The sequence below is a fragment of the Bacillus paralicheniformis genome, from assembly GCF_001042485.2.
Classification (GTDB): Bacteria; Bacillota; Bacilli; order Bacillales; family Bacillaceae; genus Bacillus; species Bacillus paralicheniformis.
On record NZ_LBMN02000008.1, the window covers coordinates 51141 to 69043 of the forward strand.

Here is a 17903-nt window from a genome sequence, read left to right on the forward strand (position 1 = left end):
GATTTCGGGGAGCATGGGCGAATGATTCTTCTGCGGATGGACGAGCCGTTTATTCTTTTCTTTTAAACGGAAACCAGTTGGCTGAGCCGAAGATCCGAACCATCACAGGGACGAACAGCGGCAGCATTACGAATGCGTACAGCAAGAGACCCGTCAATATTAGGGTGGCGATTTGCAGAAGCGATAAAACGCCGGACGGCAGCATCGCCGCGAAGGTTCCCGCCAAGATCACAGCGGCTGATATAATAACGGACCCCATATTTTTCATCGATTCCGTCATCGCCGTTTTAATATCCGTTCCGCGATATTCGTTAAAGCGTTCCATCAGGAAGATCGAATAGTCCACACCAAGCGCCATTAAAATCACGAATCCAAAGAAAGGCACCGCCCAGTTGAGGCCGGGATAGCTGAAAAACGCCGTGAAAATAAACTCGGTTACACCGATGGACGCAAAGTACGTCAAGATCAACGATCCGACCAAATACACCGGCATGACAATAGAACGGAACAGCAGGACGAGGATCAGGAAGATACCGATCATCATATAGATCACCGTGTTGCTGAAATCCTGGTCTGACAGCTGCTTCAGATCGGCGTTGATGCTGGAAACGCCGCCGACGCCAAACGATGCATCTTTCAAATGCGTGTCGGGAAGAGCCCGTTTTACGGACGCTTCAATGTCTTTGACATTGGCAATCGCTCCGTTTCCGTACGGATTGTCTTCCAATATCACATCGATCGTCGTGATATGGCGGTCGTCTGACATATAGGAATTAAACACCTGCTGAAATTGCTTGTTTTTCAGGACTTCTTTAGGGACAAACCAGCCGGACATTTCTTGATCTGATGCGTTTTTCAGCTGATCCAGGTAGTCGCCTGCCCCCATCAGACCGCTTGAAATTTTTTCGAGGCCGTCCACGCTTGAATTCAAACCTTTTGTTAATTGATCGAGCTGGCCGGCGAATTCTCCGACTTTTTCCTTCATCTGCTTTTGGCCTTCAGCGACATCACCTGCGCCTGATTCGAGCTTAGGCAGCGAATCGGCGAGCTGTCCCTGCCCCTTTGATGTCTCTTCAAGTCCTTTTTCGATTTGGCCGAGGCCGTTGATCAGAGCATCGATTTTGCTTGTGTATACTTTTTGCTCTTCCTGCGCTTTTGCGATAAATGCATCTGCTGCTTCAAGCTGCTTTTTCGCGTTTGCCGCCTGCTTCGTGTAAACGGCCGCTTTCTGTGATCCCTGCTTGATTGCCGATGCAAGCTCCGTGTAAGAGCCTTTGATCGCTAAATAAGAAGGATTCTCCTTCACTTCGGGAATTTCGCTTTCAAGATTTTTGAAATGTTGATTTGTCTGCTCGATCATCTTTTGCACGTCAGCCGTTATACCTTGGGCACTTTCTGCTTGTGACAATGCCGCTTTCAAGACTTTCGATATTTCTTTGTAGCTTTCGATTTGTCCATTTAATTGATCGACCTGCGCCGTCAGCTGTTTTTTCGCAGCTTGAATTTCTTTTTTCGCCCGGGCGACGCCTTCTTTGCTTTGGTCTGTACCGTCCTTCAGCTTTCTCATATTGGCTTCAACGTCGCTGATGCCGGCTTTAATCGATTCGGTTCCTTTGATCAGCTGGTTGATTCCTTTTCCGGACGCTTCGATTTGCGGCTTTTGATCTGCGATCGACTTGCTCGCCTCGGCGAGCCCGTCTTTGATCTTTTTCAGGCCTTTATTACCGCTCTCAAGCCCTTTATTCAGCTCATTCGCCTGTGTTTTGACGTACAGGTCGCTCAGCCCTTTTCCGACCGGACGGGTCGCACTGCGGACTTTGCTGACGCCGTTTGTCTGTTCAATGGCGCGGCTGATTTTTTCAATCGCGATCAGCCCGTCATTGGTATCGAGCGCATCCGATGTTTTGAGCACGACCGTGACCGGCAAAGATTCCCCGGGCCCGAACTTGTCGGAGATGGTGTTAAAAGCGCTGACGGATTCGTATTGATCTCCGATTTCGTCAAGGCTGTTGTAGGAAAGTGTTCCTTTATACATCAAGATCGGCGGAACGGCCACGGCCGCTACGATCAACAGGCTGATCAGCGGCTTACTGAAAGCGAAACGGCCGGCGGTTTCCCATAGCTTTGACTGCGGATGCCCGATATTTCCTCTGACGGGCCAAAACAGCACTTTTCCCAAAACAGCCATGAAAAACGGCACGATCGTCAAAAGCGCCAAAATCAAGACCGCGACACCAACCGCTACTGCGACCGCAGACTTGTAAAGCTGGAATTCGGCAAAGCCGATGCAAGTAAAACCGATCAAAACGGCGAATCCGCTGAATAGAACGGTTTTTCCCGCCGTTTTATACGTTGTCAGGATAGCTTCAATCTTGTCTTTCCCGCGGGCAAGCTCTTCCTTAAAACGGCTCAAAAGAAGAATGCAGTAATCCGTCCCGATTCCGAACATGATCGCCACCATGAAGATTTGCGTAAACGTGGACAGCGGAAAATCAGCGTATTCGACAAGATAGGCGACGACGGACTGGCTCACAAGGTAGGAAAGCGCAACCGCCAAAAGTGGAACAAAAGGCGCAACCCCAGAACGGAAGACGAGAATCAATACGATTAAAATAAAACCGACCGTAATATATTCGGTCTTCTTCAAGCCTTCCTGTGAGCTTGTTATAACATCATCATCGATGAGCGGCTGCCCGGTCATCTCGTAGTCAAGCTTTAAAGTTTTAAGCTTTTCATTTACTTTTGCTTTAAAATCGGCCGCACTGATTTTGTTCGCATCAAATGTGACAGGTACAAGCAGCGTCGTTCGATCCTTTGACAACAGCTGCTTTTGAATATCCTCATCCGCGTCAAAGTAAGATGTGATATCTGAGACGTGAAGGGAGGAATCCTTTTCTAAAATGGTGATCGCTTTTTTTAAAGCCGCCTCCCGATTCGGCAGGAGCTGTTTGTCCTGAAATACGACGACAACCGATTTGTCCGTATCACCGTCTTTTGACATTTGTTCGAGAAGCTTGTTCGCGTAAGAAGACGGATAGCCTTCAGGGACCGCTATCTGGCCCTTCTCCTTTGTTAATTGCCCCATATCGGGCGCCGTGATGAATAAGACGGCGGCCATTGCAATCCAGAGCGCCGCAATGATCCATCTCGCCTTTATAATCGTTCTCATTGACGTTTTATTCCTCCTCTATGAGCTGTGCGGGTTTTTCATAAAAAAAAGACGGCTGATTGCTGCCGTCAACAAAACATTCGTGTTTTGCTGATCAACAAGAAAGCCGTCGTACTTTTTATATCGGCTTTCTAATACATTAGTAAATCGTTCTTTTAAAACTCCAATTTCCTATTTCACGGCCGAATCGCTTAAGGGGAAATGCACTAAATTCATCGAATCCGTTCTTTTTGTAAAACGATCGATTTAAATTCGTGTTGGTGATTAAAGCCAGGATTCCGCCTCCGTTTCTTCGTATGAAAGGGATCAGGCAGTCATTGATCATCTTGCTGCCGAAACTTTTGCCCTGATGGGAGCGGGAGACCCCCAACACCTCCAAATACCATTTCTGCTGTTTGATGGCCTTGTACGATCTTTTGGCCTCTTCCGCCACATTCACCATATTCCATACCGAGGAAAGGCCCCCTTTTATGAATAACTTTATTCCTCCGGCTGATATATAATCCATCACCCCAACGTCTGGATCATCCCGATGTTTTAAGAGGGCCGCGGTGACGATTTCACCATTCACAACACCGATAAAGCACCCCTGCCTATTTATATATGCCTGAGTGATGACTTTATGCAGTTCATAAAAGAATTCGGGGTTTTTCTTTTCGGGTCTTACAAGCAAATCCATAAACGGATAGTTGTCAAAAGACTCATGAATCAGTTGTGCCACCTCGTCCAAATGATCAGCTGAAGCCAGACGATATTGAATCATTGAAAACCTCCTCGATAATATGAACAGCTATTGATTAATAAACACATGTTCATTATAATTTGAAGCAAAAGCGATGTTCAATCGGCAATCGTGATTGAGCTGTTCATTAATGAACAACACATAAAAATTTGTCTATAAACGGAGGGCAAAACGATGGAGGACAGAAGATCAATCAAGACGAAAAGAGCGATAAAAGAGGCTTTTTTAAAGCTGCTCCATGAGAAAGAAATCAATAAGATCACCGTTTCTGATTTATCGAGGCGCGCGGATTTAGGACGCGGAACCTTTTATCTTCATTATAAAGATATTTTTGACTTGTATGAACAAATAGAAAATGAATTGTTTGATCAGCTGGGGAGATTTTACGATGATTATTTTCCGAGCGAAGATCCGCACAATTTGCTCACCTTCATCGAAAAAACGACCGAATATATTTATCAAAACGCTGCGATTTTCACTTTATTGACGAAACCGAAAGGAAACATTTTGACAATCAATAAATTTAAAGACTTTTTCCAGAGGAAAATTTTCGAAGAATTGAGCATGATAGAGCAATCGGAAAACGAGGTTACATGCGATGAAATGGAAATATCATTTGTCGTCTCGGGAGTGGTCGGCGTTTTGGAGGAATGGATCAATGAAGGGATGGTTCAGACGCCGTCTCATGTGGCTGGCGTCATCCACCGCATTCTGTTAAAAATCGGAGTATAAAAGATCAGCCCGCCGGAGAAACAAAGCTCCGACAAGCTGAACTATCGATCCCTCACCATTGATAAGGATACCCTTCCTTTTGCAGCATCGACATCTTCCACCCATACGGTAACGATGTCCCCGACCGACACCACGTCAAGCGGATGCTTGACGAAGGAATGGCTGAGCTTGGAAATGTGGACGAGCCCGTCCTGTTTCACGCCGATGTCGACAAATGCCCCGAAGTCAACGACGTTCCGCACTGTCCCCTGCAGTTCCATCCCTTCTTTTAAGTCCTCCAATTGAAGCACATCGGTTTTTAAGAGCGGCTTAGGGACTTCATCCCTCGGATCGCGCTCTGGCCTTGTCAGCTGGGCGCAAATGTCTTTCAGGGTGATTTCCCCGATTCCAAGCTGTTCAGCTGCTTTGGAAATATTCAGTTCGTTGATTTTGTCCTGAAGCTCTCTTGCCCCGATTTCGGCTGTTGACAGGCCGAGCTTTTTCAGAAGCTCTCTCGTCTCTTTATAGCTCTCAGGGTGGATGCCTGTGCGGTCGAGCGGTTCACCGCCGTCAGGCACCCTTAAAAAGCCGATGCATTGCTCATACGTTTTCGTGCCCAGGCGCGGAATGTCTTTCAGCTCTTTCCGGCTCGTGAATTTTCCGATTTCATCCCGCTTTTTGACGATGTTGGCCGCGACTGTTTTCGATAGTCCGGCTACATATTGCAAGAGCGCGGCTGACGCCGTATTCACGTTGACGCCGACTTGGTTGACGACGGTTTCCACCACGAAGCGGAGCGAGTCGTTTAGTTTTTTCTGGCTGACATCGTGCTGGTACTGGCCGACACCGACCGACTTGGGATCGATTTTGACGAGTTCGGCGAGCGGGTCCTGGAGTCTGCGTGCGATCGACACGGCGCTCCGTTCTTCAACATGCAGATCCGGGAATTCTTCCCTCGCAAGCTCTGATGCCGAGTAGACGCTGGCTCCCGCTTCATTGACAATCAGATAGTACACCTTTCTGTCGATGTCCTTCAAAAGATCGGCGATAAATTGTTCCGTCTCTCTTGATGCCGTTCCGTTCCCGATGGCGATGACCTCAATTTGAAAATCTTCGATGATGCGTTTCACTTTTTCAATGGCCGCGCTTTTTTTATTGACGGGAGGGTGCGGATATATGACATCGATCTTGAGCATCTTTCCCGTCTCATCGACAACTGCAAGCTTGCAGCCCGTGCGGAATGCCGGATCGACGCCGAGAACGAGCTTCCCTTTCATCGGCGGCTGCAGCAGCAGCTTGCGCAGATTCTCGGCAAAAATGTGAATCGCTTGATCTTCCGCCTTTTCCGTCAATTCTTTTCTGATTTCTCTTTCGATGGACGGCTGAATGAGGCGCTTATAGCCGTCTTCGATTGCGCTTTTCAGCACATCTTGAGCACTTGTTTGCTTGTGTTGTAAAATTCGTTTTTCCAAGTAAGCTTGAATGCGGTCTGCCGGCGGCTCGACCGACACTCTCAAAATCTCCTCTTTTTCGCCGCGGTTAACCGCAAGCACGCGATGAGGAACGATTTTTTGAATCGGCTCTTCATATTCATAATACATTTCATAGATTTTCTTCTCATCGGCTTCGGCGTCTTTCACCGCGGATTTCAGCGTTCCTCTTTTAAAAGTCTCCTGCCGGATCCACTTTCTGTATTCCGGTTCGTCTGAGATCCGTTCAGCCAGTATGTTTTTTGCTCCTTCAAGCGCTTCTTCGGCGCTCATGACTTCCTTTTCTTCATTTATGTACTTGCGTGCTTCGGCTATTACGTCTTCGTTGCGCGGGAGCGCGATGATGAAATCAGCCAAAGGTTCAAGGCCTTTGCTTTTGGCGATCGTCGCCTTCGTTTTTCGTTTTTGTTTAAATGGTCTGTATAAGTCTTCAACTTCCTGGAGCTTGTCCGCTTTTTCGATATCGAGCTTCAGCTGTCCGGTCAGCTTACCCTGTTCGTCGATCAGCCGAATGACTTCGTCTTTCCGCTGATTTAAATGCTGGATGTATCCCCAGCGTTCGGAGATTGTTTGAATTTGGACTTCATCCATGGAGCCCGTTTGTTCTTTGCGGTATCTCGCGATAAAGGGAACGGTGTTTCCGTCCTCTAACAATTGAATGACACTCTCGACATGCTTTGACGCAAGCTCTGTTTCTTTTGCGATTTGTTTGACGATTAACGCTAAAGTATCCATTGTAGCCTCCAAAAGAATGTTGTCTTCTTAGTGTACCAAAACAAACAGAAAAACACCTATATCAAAGGGCAGCTTCTTTAAAAAAGCTGTCCGATGATATAGGTGAGATCGTCTTTTCCCATTAGTGTGTATGATTCTAGCTGATTCGATATATCTCCAGGTGTGTGGTGCTGTTTTAAATAAGACCGGAGAGCGGGTACTTCCAATCCGTCTGAATACATGATGAATCTTGACCCTTTTTCATACGTGTAGGTGAATGTTTTGTATGTTTGCGGCTTTCCCGACATGTATCCCGTCACAGGGAGAGGGTGGATATATTTGTCCGAAGGAGCGTACAAGATAAAGCGGATATTGCCTACAGAGCTGTAAGCAATCGTTCTTGTTCGAAAATCGGCTTTTAAAATCGCCACAGTTGCGCCGCGCTTATGTTTCAGCTCTTGATTGCACCGTTCCATCAAGCTTGCGACTTCTTCATGACCGTGCTCTTCGACAACTTCGCTGATAACCGCGGAGGATTCTTGTGCCATCGCACCGCTGCCAAGCCCGTCGGCCAGCGCGCACACCATAGTTTCGTCAGTCGCATGGAAATAAAAACTGTCTCCGCAGACGGCTTTTCCTTCTTTAGGAAGCTGATAAACAAGCGCTTGCATATGTTCATTCGACTCAGTCCAAATCATGGTTTAAGCTCCATAAACGGATCTTCAGCCAACGCTTCCCGCAGCTTTTTGACAGCTTTGCGCTGCAGACGTGAGACGTGCATTTGCGATATGCCCAGCATGTCACCGGTTTCTTTTTGGCTTTTGTTTTGAATGTAAGTCAGCTCAATGATTTGCTTTTCGCGGTCGGACAGTACGTGCAATACGCTTTCAAGCATCAGCTTTTGGTTCACCTTTTCATAGCCTTCCTCCTGCGAGCCGACGATGTCGAGGATCGTCACCGTGCTGCCGTCTGCATCCGCTTCAATGCTGTGGTCGACGGAAAGCGCCTGATAGCTTTTGCCCATCTCCATTGTTTCCAGCACTTCTTCTTCTGTGACGTCAAGAAACTCGGCAATCTCATCGACTTTTGGGGACCTTTGCGTTTCATTCGTTAAATGATCCACCGCCATTTTAATTCTCGGCCCGAGCTCCTTGATCCTTCTCGGAACGTGGACGCTCCAGGTTTTATCACGGAGAAACCGTTTGATTTCTCCGATAATGGTCGGAATCGCAAACGCTTCAAACGATTTTCCCACATCGGGATCATAGCGTTTGATGGCTCCAAGCAATCCGAGCATCCCAACCTGGCATAAATCTTCATGAAAGCTTTTTCCTTTTGAGTATTTTTTGGCGAGTGTTTCCACCAGATTTTTATATGTTTGAACAAGGGTCAGCTGAGCGTCTTCATCCTGGCTATCCTGATATTTTTTGATCAGCGTGTCGACTTCGGTTTTAGTTAGTTTCGTAGTTTTGGACGGTTGTGCCATCATCAACTCGCTCCCTGTTTAAGAACTTTGTCATCGAGACGGTTACGCCTGAGTCAATCTGGACACGCACTTCATCCATGAGCGTCTCCATTAAATATAAACCGAGCCCTCCTTCTGACAATTGATCTACCGTATGTTCAGGGGAATATGGCCCCAGCCCTTTCTGTTTATCGTGAATGTCAAAACTGTCTCCCTGATCTGCGACGATGATTTCGAGGCGGTCTTCAAACACGCCGAATCTGACGGAGACCTCTCCAGTTTTGTCTGCTTTATAAGCATGCTGCACAGCGTTTGTGCACGCTTCGCTGACCGCAATTTTCAAATCTTCGATGTCATCATAAGAATACCCCATCTTGCTTGCAATCCCCGACAGGGTTAAACGAATGATTCCTACGTATTCAGGTTTGGCAGGTGACTTCATTTCAATGTAATCAGCTGCTCTCTTCATTATAATCCACCCTCTGACTTTCCAGAAATATCAATGATGTCCTTTAAGCCTGTAATATCAAACAAACGGATCAAACGCTCTGACAGATTTTCAAGCACTAAAGAACCCCCAGTTCTGTTTACCGCTTTGTAAATGCCGACAAATACACCCAGCCCTGTACTGTCCATATATGAAACGTCTTTCAGAGAAACTTTGAGATCTTTTCCTTCTTCCGCGAGCGGCATCAGCTCATCCCGCAATGCCGGGGCCGTATGCACATCAATTTCGCCCGCCACTTTTACTTCTATCACATGATCATTTTTTTTCGTATCAACTGCCAAATTCACAATATCACCTCTGGTTCTCTTAATGAGCTACTGGTTTATTACCCAGCGAAGAGAAACTTTAAACCTTTCTTTTGAAAACAATGAGAGTAAAATCGTCATGAAGCTGAAAATCCTGAAGCTTGAGCAGATGTTCGTATATACAGTCAACCATTTGCTGAGCCGGTTTCTCCATATGTACAGTGATCAGGTTCTGCAAGTCAGACCGCTCCAAAAATCCGCTGTCTGTCCGGCATTCGGTTACACCATCTGAAAAAAGAACGATCATATCGCCAATATCCAGTTTTTGCTCGTACTGCTCATAGTCGTATTGTGATGAAATGCCAAGAACGAGGCCTTTTGCGTTTAAATCGTAAAATTTATTTTCCCTGCAAGAATAATAAAAGCCAGGTTCATGACCGGCAGATGAAAACGTAAATAGGTGTTTTTGGAGATGATAATTGCCATAAAACATTGTAATAAACATGCTAGGGTCCACATTTTGTTCGACGACCCTGTTCAGGTTTTTCAGCACCTGTGAAGGAGACGTGCCCGAATCCGGCAGAGAGTCCATCGCATATTTGATCATCGACATGCATAACGCGGCCGGTATTCCTTTTCCGATCACATCTGCAATGGCGATGTTAATCGATTCCTTGTCCCGTACAAAATGATAATAATCACCGCTCATTTGCTTAGCCGGAACACTGACCGCTCCGATTTCAAGCGCTTCAACTTTCGGGATCTTCGTCTCGAGCAGCGTTTGCTGGACATTTGCGGCAATTTCGATTTCCGATTTAATTTCCTGCTGAATTCCTCTTAATGTCTGATGTTCTTGATAGGCCAAACCGTATCCAATCATCACTTCAATTAAAAAATCGAGAGAATGGAACACATAGTCCGGAAGATCCGGATATAATTCAGACAGAACTTTTCGGTGTATGCTGATAATCTCTTCCGGCGGCACTTGATGTTCAATCGTTTTTCTGCTGAATTTCTGCCCCTGATAAAGGGATGTCTCTGTTAATTCAGATATATAACGGCTAAGCAGCTGTCGATAGCGCTGCTCAATCACTTCCCTGAAATCCATTCCTTCCCTCCTACCGCAGCCACTTTATGGCTTGTATATCCGTTCCATTTTCCGCGTCCGAATGCAATTCAAATTGGTCCATCAGACGCTTTACCCCCGGCAGGCCCGCTCCGAGGCCGCCTGAGGTTGAAAAACCGTCTTCCATCACTTTTTTGATGTCAGCGATTCCCGGCCCCTCATCCTCCGCTATGACTTTCAACCCCTTTTTACCTTCTTCCTGAACCTGTTCGATGCAGATTCGGCCTTTTCCGGCATACAAATAAATATTACGCGCCAGCTCTGAGATGGCTGTTGTGATTCTGGCCTGGTCCACTGTGCCGAACCCCAGTTCTTTGGCGACATTTCGCCCGAGCTGTCTGGCGGCCACTATGTCCCATTCTGTCAAAATCTTCACACAGGATTGGTCTGCCATATTTATTCCCCCAATTCCCGCTGCAATGTCTCGAGCCCCTTTTCGAGATCGAGCGCCGTCTCGATCTCGTCCAAAGAAATGCCGAGTTCAATCAATGTCACCGCAACAGCCGGCTGGATGCCAGTCAGAACGACTTTGGCGCCCATCAGTTTTGACATTGTAATAACATCGCCAAGTACTTTGGCGATGAATGAATCGATGATGTCCACCGAAGTCAGATCGATCACCACTCCGTTCGAACCGGTTTCATATATTTTGTTCAGCAGGTCCTCTTGAAATTTCAGAGCGGTTTGGTCATCGAGCTCCACTTGAATGGATACCAATAAACAGTTATATAGCTTCAAAATTGGAATGTTAGGTATCCTCAAAACTTATTCCTCCAATGAAACAATTTTTCGGTCTGTCATTTCTAATGCGGTTTGAATTCCTTTTTGCAGGGTATTTTTTGTAATAACCTGAGTTAAATCGATTCCCAAATTCACAATCGTCTGCGCGATTTCCGGGCGGATTCCAACGAGCAGGCATTTTGCGCCGACCAGTCTGACAGCTTCGGAAGCCTGCATGATGTGGTGTGCGACCATCGTATCGACGACAGGCACGCCCGTAATGTCAATGAGGACGACTTCGGACCGGTGTTTGACGACGCCGCTCAACAGGTTTTCCATAATCTTTTTGGCCCGCTCCGTGTCGATCGTGCCGACGAGAGGCATCACCGTAATATTTTCAAAAACCGGGATCAGCGGCGCCGAGAGCTCCTGTAATGCGACCTTTTGAAGAGCGACGGTTTTCTCCCAGGAGATCGCATACTGATTCAAGATTTCGCTGTTGATCGGTTCGATAAATTTATCGATTTCCCATATCAGATCATAGCATTGCTGATCTTCCGGGACGTCCTTGTTCATTTCATAGTACAGGTGCTTCCAAAAAGCTGATAATCCCGACGACAGAAGCTTCAGCGGAACGCCGAGCTGTACGGCTTTTGAAGAAAACTGGTAGATGGTGTCGATCGATTTTTCATTCCCGTCCCCGGACTCATTCATAAGGATATGAATGTATTCATTGCTGATCGTCTCATACATGTGTTCAGTCAGCTTCACGTTTGTCATGTTGCTGTTTAGGTCTTTCAGAATATCCGCCAAATTCACGGCGAGTACATTTTGGTTCTCCGAGATAAATTTTAACACTGCTTGATTCGACATGTTCATCCCCCTAACTACATCTGATAACATTTTTTGGACTAACAGTTCCATTATATCGTTTGTTATTTTTGAACACAAAAAAAGTTGCTCTTTCGCCTCGAGCAACTTTCATCAATATTAAAAATCAATGAGTGCCAAACTGATTTGTAAGGCTTCGTTGACCTTTTCCATCATTTCATCATCGAGATGGGTGATTTTGTCCGTTAATCTTTGCTTGTCAATCGTCCGAATTTGTTCGAGCAATATAACGGAATCTCTTTCAAAACCGTAGCGTTTCGCATCAATTTCGACGTGGGTAGGTAATTTTGCTTTCTGTATTTGGGCTGTTATGGCTGCAACAATAGCAGTTGGGCTGAAGCGATTGCCGATGTTGTTTTGAATCACTAAAACCGGGCGCACCCCGCCTTGTTCTGAGCCAACAACAGGAGATAGGTCAGCAAAATAAACATCGCCGCGTTTAACAATCAAATGATTATCCTCCGCTTACTAAGCGCTCTACTGTGTTTTCAGCCTCATACTCTGCAAATTGAGCCTCAGAAGAGATGTTCAAATTAATCTTGGCCATCTCCATATAACCGCGTCTCATCGATTCCCGAATTTGTCGATTTTTGCGCTCGCGCAAATACATTTTTGTGGCTTGGTAAATCAGTTCATTTCTGCTCCCGTTATCTTGCATGACGACACCATCCAGTTCTGATACTAAAGCTTCTGGCAAGCGAATCAATATTTCAGTTGTTGCGCTGGATTCAGACAAAAACATACACCTCCACCAAACTTACGGATACAACACTCTATCCATTCCATCCATAATGATATCATTATTCTTTTCGCAAGCAAAGTTGTTTTTCCGCTAATTCATCAATTTTCAGGATTGATCAGGCAAGATCGGATTCCTTATTTCCATTATACTCCCATTTTCCAAAAACATACGGGGCACCCTTGAACTTATCATACAGGTAATTTCATAATTGATCGTCTGCAAATGTTGGGCGATTTCGTCGACTGAAATCCATTCGTCTTTTTGCTTCCCGATCAAGGTAACCTTTGTGCCGACAGGGTATTCTTCGGCGAGGGAAATCATGAACTGGTCCATGCAGATTCTCCCTGCTATTTTTTGGCGTTTTCCGTCGATCAGCACTTCCGTCCCGGCAAGGCGCCTCAGCCATCCATCAGCATACCCGACGGGAACTGTCCCGATCCATTCGTCGCGTTTGGCCGTATATGTCGCCCCGTAGCTGACGCTCTCGCCTTTTTTAATTTTTTTCACATGGGTGAGTTCGGTATGAAGCGAAAACACTTCCCGCAGACGAAACGGCAGCTCGTCTTTTATTTCGGTTGACGGCGCCAAACCGTACATGCCGATGCCGAAGCGGACGGCATTAAAGAGCTGTTCCCTGAAGCGCAGACCCGCGGCGCTGTTTGACGAATGCACCATTAAACGGTCAAGCGGGAGAGGGCTGATCAATTCTTTAAAGCGGTCAAGCTGCATGTCGAAATAATCGGTGTCCTTTTCGTCCGCCGTCGCGAAATGAGTGAACACGCCCGTACAATTGAGTTTATCGCTCGATTCGGTCATCTCCATCATTTCTTTGATCTCTTCTTCCGTTTTGCAGCCAAGGCGGCCCATGCCCGTGTCGATCTTCAAATGATATTCAAGAGAAGCTTCGGTCTCACCGAGAAAACCGAGCACGTCTTTCAGCCAGCCGGCTGAGTAGCCCGTCACGGTAATGCGCTTTTCCGCGGCAATGCCGGCATATTCGGGCGGCACTGCGCCTAGGACAAGAATCGGTTCTTCAATCCCCTGCGCTCTCAGCGAAAGCGCTTCATCCAGTAAAGCCACAGCAAGAATGGACGCCCCTTCTGCAAGAGCCGCCTTCGCTACCTGTGCATCCCCGTGTCCGTAGGCATTCGCTTTAACGACGGCCATCAAGTGGACATGCTCGCCGATGTGCCGCTTCATATTGCGCACGTTTTCTTTTAAAGCCGTTAAATCGATTTCGGCCCATGTCTTTCTATAGAATGGTTTTAAGCTCATCATGACACTTCCTGTTCCTTGTTTCAATCGTCCTTCCCATCATACTAAAAAGTTCGGAGAAAGGGAAATTTTGTACGGGAACAACTGCCCAGAACAAGAGAAAAATTGCTGGCACGCTATACATTTTACGGAAAAACTGTCGAAAACATACGCTTGCGCCGGAAATATAAAAACAGCCTGCTTTCCGCTTCAGGGCGGAAAACAGGCTGCTGGATAGGCACAGTCTATTTTGAAGACTGGCCTTGCATGCTTTTGGCGACCATCAGAAGTTCATCTTGAGAAAGGTCTTCTGATGAGATGAAATAGTCGACTCCGTCATAAGTCCATGACAACGATTTATCCGTCAGTGCGCCGACCGTGAAGCCGAGGTCAACCGGCTCTCCGTTCATGGACACAGAAGTAGATGTTTTGGCGACGCGGGCTTTTTCCTGAATCAATGTAAAGGACTTTTCACCGCCGTATGTGATGACGATTCGTTTGCCGTCTTCAGTCGCCATTTCTTTCTCCTCAAGCTTTTTCACGCCCTGAGGCACATCGAGCGGCGTTTTGACGGCGAAAGAGTCTGACACGTCCGCGCTTGTCGCTACGTCAATTTGAGACAGCGTCATATTTTTCTTTTCATCAAATGCGTCTTTATCGAGCGGCTTATCGAATTCAAAGCTTGTAAACTCAACCTTTACCATCGGTTTGCGGTCCGTGTCCATCACCTTAACCGATGAAGGAGCCATGTTTTTTTTATGGAAAACGATTTCCTGGGTCGGCAGCATCTGATTATGCTGATAATTCGTTTTCGTTTCAAAAATGTATTTTGAATCCTTTGCGGAAAAAGAAGCTTCCCCATCATTTTTGACATCTTTTACGAGCGATTCGAATAAGTATACTTGGCTGCTGTTATTAGGCCAGTCGCTGTGGAAGCGGAAGCTTTTATTCAGCGACGGAGTCAAAACAAACACGCCGTTTTCATTGCGCAAGATCACCTGGCTCTGGTCTTTTTTCGGGTTTTCCAAATAGACCCGGTAAAGAGAAGGTTTTTTATGCCAGATTTCCACATTGTACTCCTGCGGTTCATTTCCCGTTTCAATCGTCATTTTCGCTTTTGCCTTATAGGACGTGTATTCTTTTGCCTTCTTGTCGAGCCCCGTCACAACATCTTCTTGCGATTTTTGGCCGCAGGCAGAAAGCATAAGGATTACAAGCAGCCCCGTTAAAAGCAAAACAAAGCTTTTTCTCACCTTTTTTCAACCCCTTTTTAATCATTGATGTAAAAAGGAAGAAACCGCTTGTTCGACTTTAACGGTACGCCATAAGAACAGGGCCGGCTGTATCGGCGTGCGTACCATAAAAGCCTGCAACGACTCGTCTCCCTTATTGCACTACCCAATATATGAGCGTGTCTCAGACAATATGCAGACTAGCATGACAACCTTTCAAAATCATTTTTCTCCTCCGTACTAATCACCGCTGCCTGTTCATAAACGTGTTACTATATATGTACGAGATCATTGTAAAGGGGCTTAAATCATAAGCATGTTTATCAGAACAGAAAATTTTCAGACGTTTATCAGGCTCTACCCGGTCACATCCGCCATACTGGCCCTGCAGCTTGCCATCTGGATTCTTTTTTTACTTCCGTTGACGGCCGTACAGATGTGGTCTGATTTATTGATTGGATTTAACTGGGGGATAGCGAATGGAGAATGGTGGAGGTTTGTGACACCGATCTTTATTCACGCCGGGTTCGGCCATCTGCTCTTTAATTCGATGTCGATCTTTTTATTTGCCCCCGGGCTGGAACGAATGCTCGGGAAACTCAAGTTACTCATCGTTTATATTGGGACAGGAGTGATCGGCAATATCGGCACGTATTTCATCGAACCGCTGGAGTATATGCATGTCGGTGCTTCAGGAGCGATATTCGGATTGTTCGGTGTGTACCTGTACATCGTGCTGTTTAGAAAAGAGCTGATGGGAAGCGCCAATTCCCAAATCATCGTCACCATCCTCGCCATTTCGGTTTTGATGACGTTTGTCAACCAAAATATCAATATCATGGCGCACATCTTCGGACTGCTGGGCGGACTCGCTCTGGCTCCTCCGTTGTTAAATAAAAGAGTGAACGGCTTTTAACCGTTCACTCTTTTTTCATAAGAATACCATGCAAAAATATCGTCCGAATCTTTCTCCTCGACATCAGCCACCGAAAACTTCTCCATTAAAGCAGATGATTTTGTTGATGTATGGATCGAAACAAGCTGTCTTCTGCGCTGGAAATACGAGCGGCTGACTTCGAACACCTGCATGCGCCTGCGCTGAATGACAGCGGTTGTTCTGCCGATGAAGCGCGATGACATGATGATTTTGCTGCCGCTGATCTTCCAGCCGGCATCGCGGTATGATAAGTAGCCGATGATCCAGTAAAAAGGAATCAATACAGCGGACAAATAGCCCCACGGCGGAAACAGAATAGAAAGCGGAACGACGGCGAGAACCGGCCAGGATGCGCGCAGGATATAACGGCGCAGTGCGCGTTTCGGCAAGCGGTTCAAATCGTCTTCCGGCGCATAATCCGGAATGAGTTCTCCGAGGTGCTGTTTGATCATTTTTTTGCTGATAATCGGAAATAGGACGGCTGATTTATCTTCTTCCAAAACGTTTCCGCCTGCGCTGACGATCGTGACGGCTGCAAGTCCAAAAGGCTGCCTGATCAGACTCTCCTTAATTTTAATCGCTTGAATCCGCTGCAGCGGAATCGTGATTTGATGCTTTTCAATCAGCCCTCTGGAAATGACGATTTCTTTCTCTTTACGCACGACTGTAAAATTCGCGTATTTCAAAAGCATCCCGACAATGCTGAGAAGCCATGCAATGAAAAGGGCAACAAAAGCAGCTAAGGCGATGACAGTCGCTCCAGCGCTATTCAAAAAAGCAAAACGGTCATACAGCCAGTCCAAATCAAAGAAGTCGTCGACTTGAGTGAAAAAAGCGAATACCCCTGAAATAATGACGCCGATCCCGCTTGATGTTGACGCTGCAGTTAATAGCTCCTGCCCGGTCATTTTGTACATCATTTGTGGTTCTTCCGCTGTTTCCTCCGCCTCTGCAGCAGTCTCTTCCTGGGGATCCGTGACAGCGGCTTCAGTGCCTTCCACCGCTTTTTCCCTTTCGAAAAGCGCTTGCTGAATACGTTCGGCTTCTGCCTGGGTAATGGCGACCAAGGAAACTTCCGCTTCCGTTCCTCCGCTTGCCGTTTCGACTTGAAGCTTCACCAGCTTGAATATTTGCTGAATGAGGCCTGCGCTCGTGTTGATCGTTTGAATCCGTTCGATCGGAATATACCTTTTTTTCTTATTGATCAGGCCTTCCTCTATTCGCAATTCATCCTCTTCGATACGGTATGTAAATTTGCTCCACTTAATGATGCTCGTCACGACCAAAGCAATGAAAAACAGCACGGCCGCGGCGATCGCCAGCATTTTGACTGTGTGCGACTGATTTAAAAAAAGCACTACGCCAAATGGAATGATAAAGTTTTTAACGGTCTCAACAAGGCCTTTAATAAAGTTGAGAATGACGGCGGCGGGGTGCATGCGTCTCGGTTCAGACATCATCTTCAGTCACCCTTGCCAGCCTGGAAATGGAGTCCCTGAGCTGATCCGCCTCTTCAACATCCAGAGCGGGAATGGAATGGGTCGTCGCGGCTGTTGAAATTTGCACGGAGGCGAGATTATATTTTCTGAGGATGGGGCCCTGCGATGTATCAACATGCTGGACTCTGACCATCGGAACGATCACGCGGGTCACCACAAAGATGCCGTGCTGAATATCGATTTCGTTCTCATGGACTTCGTAGCGCCATATTCTGTGGCGGATATTCGGAATAATAATAATGATGCCAAATGAAATCACCAGCCAAACGGCTGCTGACAAAATGCCGATCCATACCGGCCATTTAAATATCAACCCTGCGGCAACAAGGCCTGCTGCAGCCAGCATTAAAACGAATGATGTGATACAAGCTGTAATTCTCCAGACTTTTACGCCATCGCGGCTTATTTGATTTTTCGGCTCGCTTCTCAAAACTCGATTCCCCCAATCTAGTTCTATT

Annotated in this window: 19 protein-coding genes; 2 read left to right on the plus strand and 17 right to left on the minus strand. The window is 46.6% G+C overall.

Translation table 11 applies throughout. The features are described 5' to 3' along the window. Positions 1-49: 49 nt before the first annotated feature. Both ACH97_RS07000 and ACH97_RS07005 read right to left on the minus strand, forming a co-directional pair. Complete coding sequence (locus tag ACH97_RS07000; RefSeq protein WP_020450269.1) at positions 50-3169, minus strand: MMPL family transporter; 3120 nt, start codon at positions 3167-3169, stop codon at positions 50-52. A gap of 139 nt (positions 3170-3308) precedes the next feature. After that, positions 3309-3932, minus strand: a complete 624-nt coding sequence (locus tag ACH97_RS07005; RefSeq protein ID WP_048349923.1) for a GNAT family N-acetyltransferase — start codon at positions 3930-3932, stop codon at positions 3309-3311. A 153-nt stretch (positions 3933-4085) separates the two neighbouring features. On the opposite strand from ACH97_RS07005, the gene ACH97_RS07010 reads away from it, so the two are divergent. Next, the gene (locus ACH97_RS07010) at positions 4086-4643 is read left to right on the plus strand and encodes a TetR/AcrR family transcriptional regulator (RefSeq protein ID WP_048349922.1); all 558 of its coding nucleotides are present in this window, start codon (positions 4086-4088) and stop codon (positions 4641-4643) included. Positions 4644-4684: 41 nt separating this feature from the next. Here the strand turns inward: ACH97_RS07010 and ACH97_RS07015 are convergent, their stop codons facing one another. The 13 genes from ACH97_RS07015 to ACH97_RS07075 all read right to left on the minus strand — a co-directional run bounded on the left by ACH97_RS07015 (position 4685) and on the right by ACH97_RS07075 (position 14982). Next, positions 4685-6847 (minus strand): Tex family protein, encoded by a 2163-nt coding sequence (locus tag ACH97_RS07015; RefSeq protein WP_057957826.1) that lies wholly within the window; start codon positions 6845-6847, stop codon positions 4685-4687. Between the two features lie 77 nt (positions 6848-6924). Then, a complete protein-coding gene (locus ACH97_RS07020) occupies positions 6925-7524 on the minus strand; it encodes a PP2C family serine/threonine-protein phosphatase (protein ID WP_035337155.1) in 600 nt (199 codons plus the stop codon). After that, the gene (gene sigB, locus ACH97_RS07025; protein ID WP_023857858.1) at positions 7521-8312 is read right to left on the minus strand and encodes an RNA polymerase sigma factor SigB; all 792 of its coding nucleotides are present in this window, start codon (positions 8310-8312) and stop codon (positions 7521-7523) included. The genes ACH97_RS07020 and sigB overlap by 4 nt, the downstream gene beginning before the upstream one ends. Next, positions 8278-8760, minus strand: a complete 483-nt coding sequence (gene rsbW / locus ACH97_RS07030) for an anti-sigma B factor RsbW (RefSeq protein ID WP_020450263.1) — start codon at positions 8758-8760, stop codon at positions 8278-8280. The genes sigB and rsbW overlap by 35 nt, the downstream gene beginning before the upstream one ends. Beyond that, positions 8760-9086: an anti-sigma factor antagonist gene (locus ACH97_RS07035; protein WP_020450262.1), complete on the minus strand. Its 327-nt coding sequence runs from the start codon at positions 9084-9086 to the stop codon at positions 8760-8762. The genes rsbW and ACH97_RS07035 overlap by 1 nt, the downstream gene beginning before the upstream one ends. Before the next feature lie 58 nt (positions 9087-9144). Then, positions 9145-10152, minus strand: coding sequence for a PP2C family protein-serine/threonine phosphatase (locus ACH97_RS07040; protein WP_048349921.1), 1008 nt, complete (start codon positions 10150-10152; stop codon positions 9145-9147). A gap of 10 nt (positions 10153-10162) precedes the next feature. Then, positions 10163-10564 (minus strand): anti-sigma regulatory factor, encoded by a 402-nt coding sequence (locus tag ACH97_RS07045; RefSeq protein WP_023857861.1) that lies wholly within the window; start codon positions 10562-10564, stop codon positions 10163-10165. Between the two features lie 2 nt (positions 10565-10566). Beyond that, entirely contained in the window at positions 10567-10932 is a 366-nt protein-coding gene (locus ACH97_RS07050; RefSeq protein ID WP_031305225.1) for an STAS domain-containing protein, read from the minus strand. A 3-nt stretch (positions 10933-10935) separates the two neighbouring features. After that, positions 10936-11763 carry an RsbT co-antagonist protein RsbRA gene (locus tag ACH97_RS07055; RefSeq protein ID WP_023857863.1) on the minus strand — a complete coding sequence of 276 codons (828 nt, stop codon included), beginning with the start codon at positions 11761-11763 and terminating at the stop codon, positions 10936-10938. 117 nt (positions 11764-11880) lie between these two features. Continuing rightward, a complete protein-coding gene (gene ndoA / locus ACH97_RS07060; RefSeq protein WP_003179128.1) occupies positions 11881-12231 on the minus strand; it encodes a type II toxin-antitoxin system endoribonuclease NdoA in 351 nt (116 codons plus the stop codon). 4 nt (positions 12232-12235) lie between these two features. Beyond that, positions 12236-12517 carry a CopG family ribbon-helix-helix protein gene (locus ACH97_RS07065; protein ID WP_006638778.1) on the minus strand — a complete coding sequence of 94 codons (282 nt, stop codon included), beginning with the start codon at positions 12515-12517 and terminating at the stop codon, positions 12236-12238. A gap of 111 nt (positions 12518-12628) precedes the next feature. Next, positions 12629-13798: an alanine racemase gene (alr, locus tag ACH97_RS07070; RefSeq protein ID WP_048349920.1), complete on the minus strand. Its 1170-nt coding sequence runs from the start codon at positions 13796-13798 to the stop codon at positions 12629-12631. A 224-nt stretch (positions 13799-14022) separates the two neighbouring features. After that, positions 14023-14982, minus strand: coding sequence for a LolA family protein (locus ACH97_RS07075; RefSeq protein WP_164468292.1), 960 nt, complete (start codon positions 14980-14982; stop codon positions 14023-14025). 343 nt (positions 14983-15325) lie between these two features. Here ACH97_RS07075 and ACH97_RS07080 point away from each other — a divergent pair, with 343 nt between their 5' ends. Next, entirely contained in the window at positions 15326-15925 is a 600-nt protein-coding gene (locus tag ACH97_RS07080) for a rhomboid family intramembrane serine protease (RefSeq protein ID WP_048349919.1), read from the plus strand. Here the strand turns inward: ACH97_RS07080 and ACH97_RS07085 are convergent. Both ACH97_RS07085 and ACH97_RS07090 read right to left on the minus strand, forming a co-directional pair. Beyond that, positions 15922-17406 carry a PH domain-containing protein gene (locus ACH97_RS07085; protein ID WP_048349918.1) on the minus strand — a complete coding sequence of 495 codons (1485 nt, stop codon included), beginning with the start codon at positions 17404-17406 and terminating at the stop codon, positions 15922-15924. The two genes, ACH97_RS07080 and ACH97_RS07085, sit on opposite strands and share 4 nt — an antisense overlap. After that, complete coding sequence (locus tag ACH97_RS07090; RefSeq protein WP_023857869.1) at positions 17396-17875, minus strand: PH domain-containing protein; 480 nt, start codon at positions 17873-17875, stop codon at positions 17396-17398. Before ACH97_RS07090 ends, ACH97_RS07085 begins: the two co-directional genes overlap by 11 nt. Between the last annotated feature and the right edge of the window lie 28 nt (positions 17876-17903).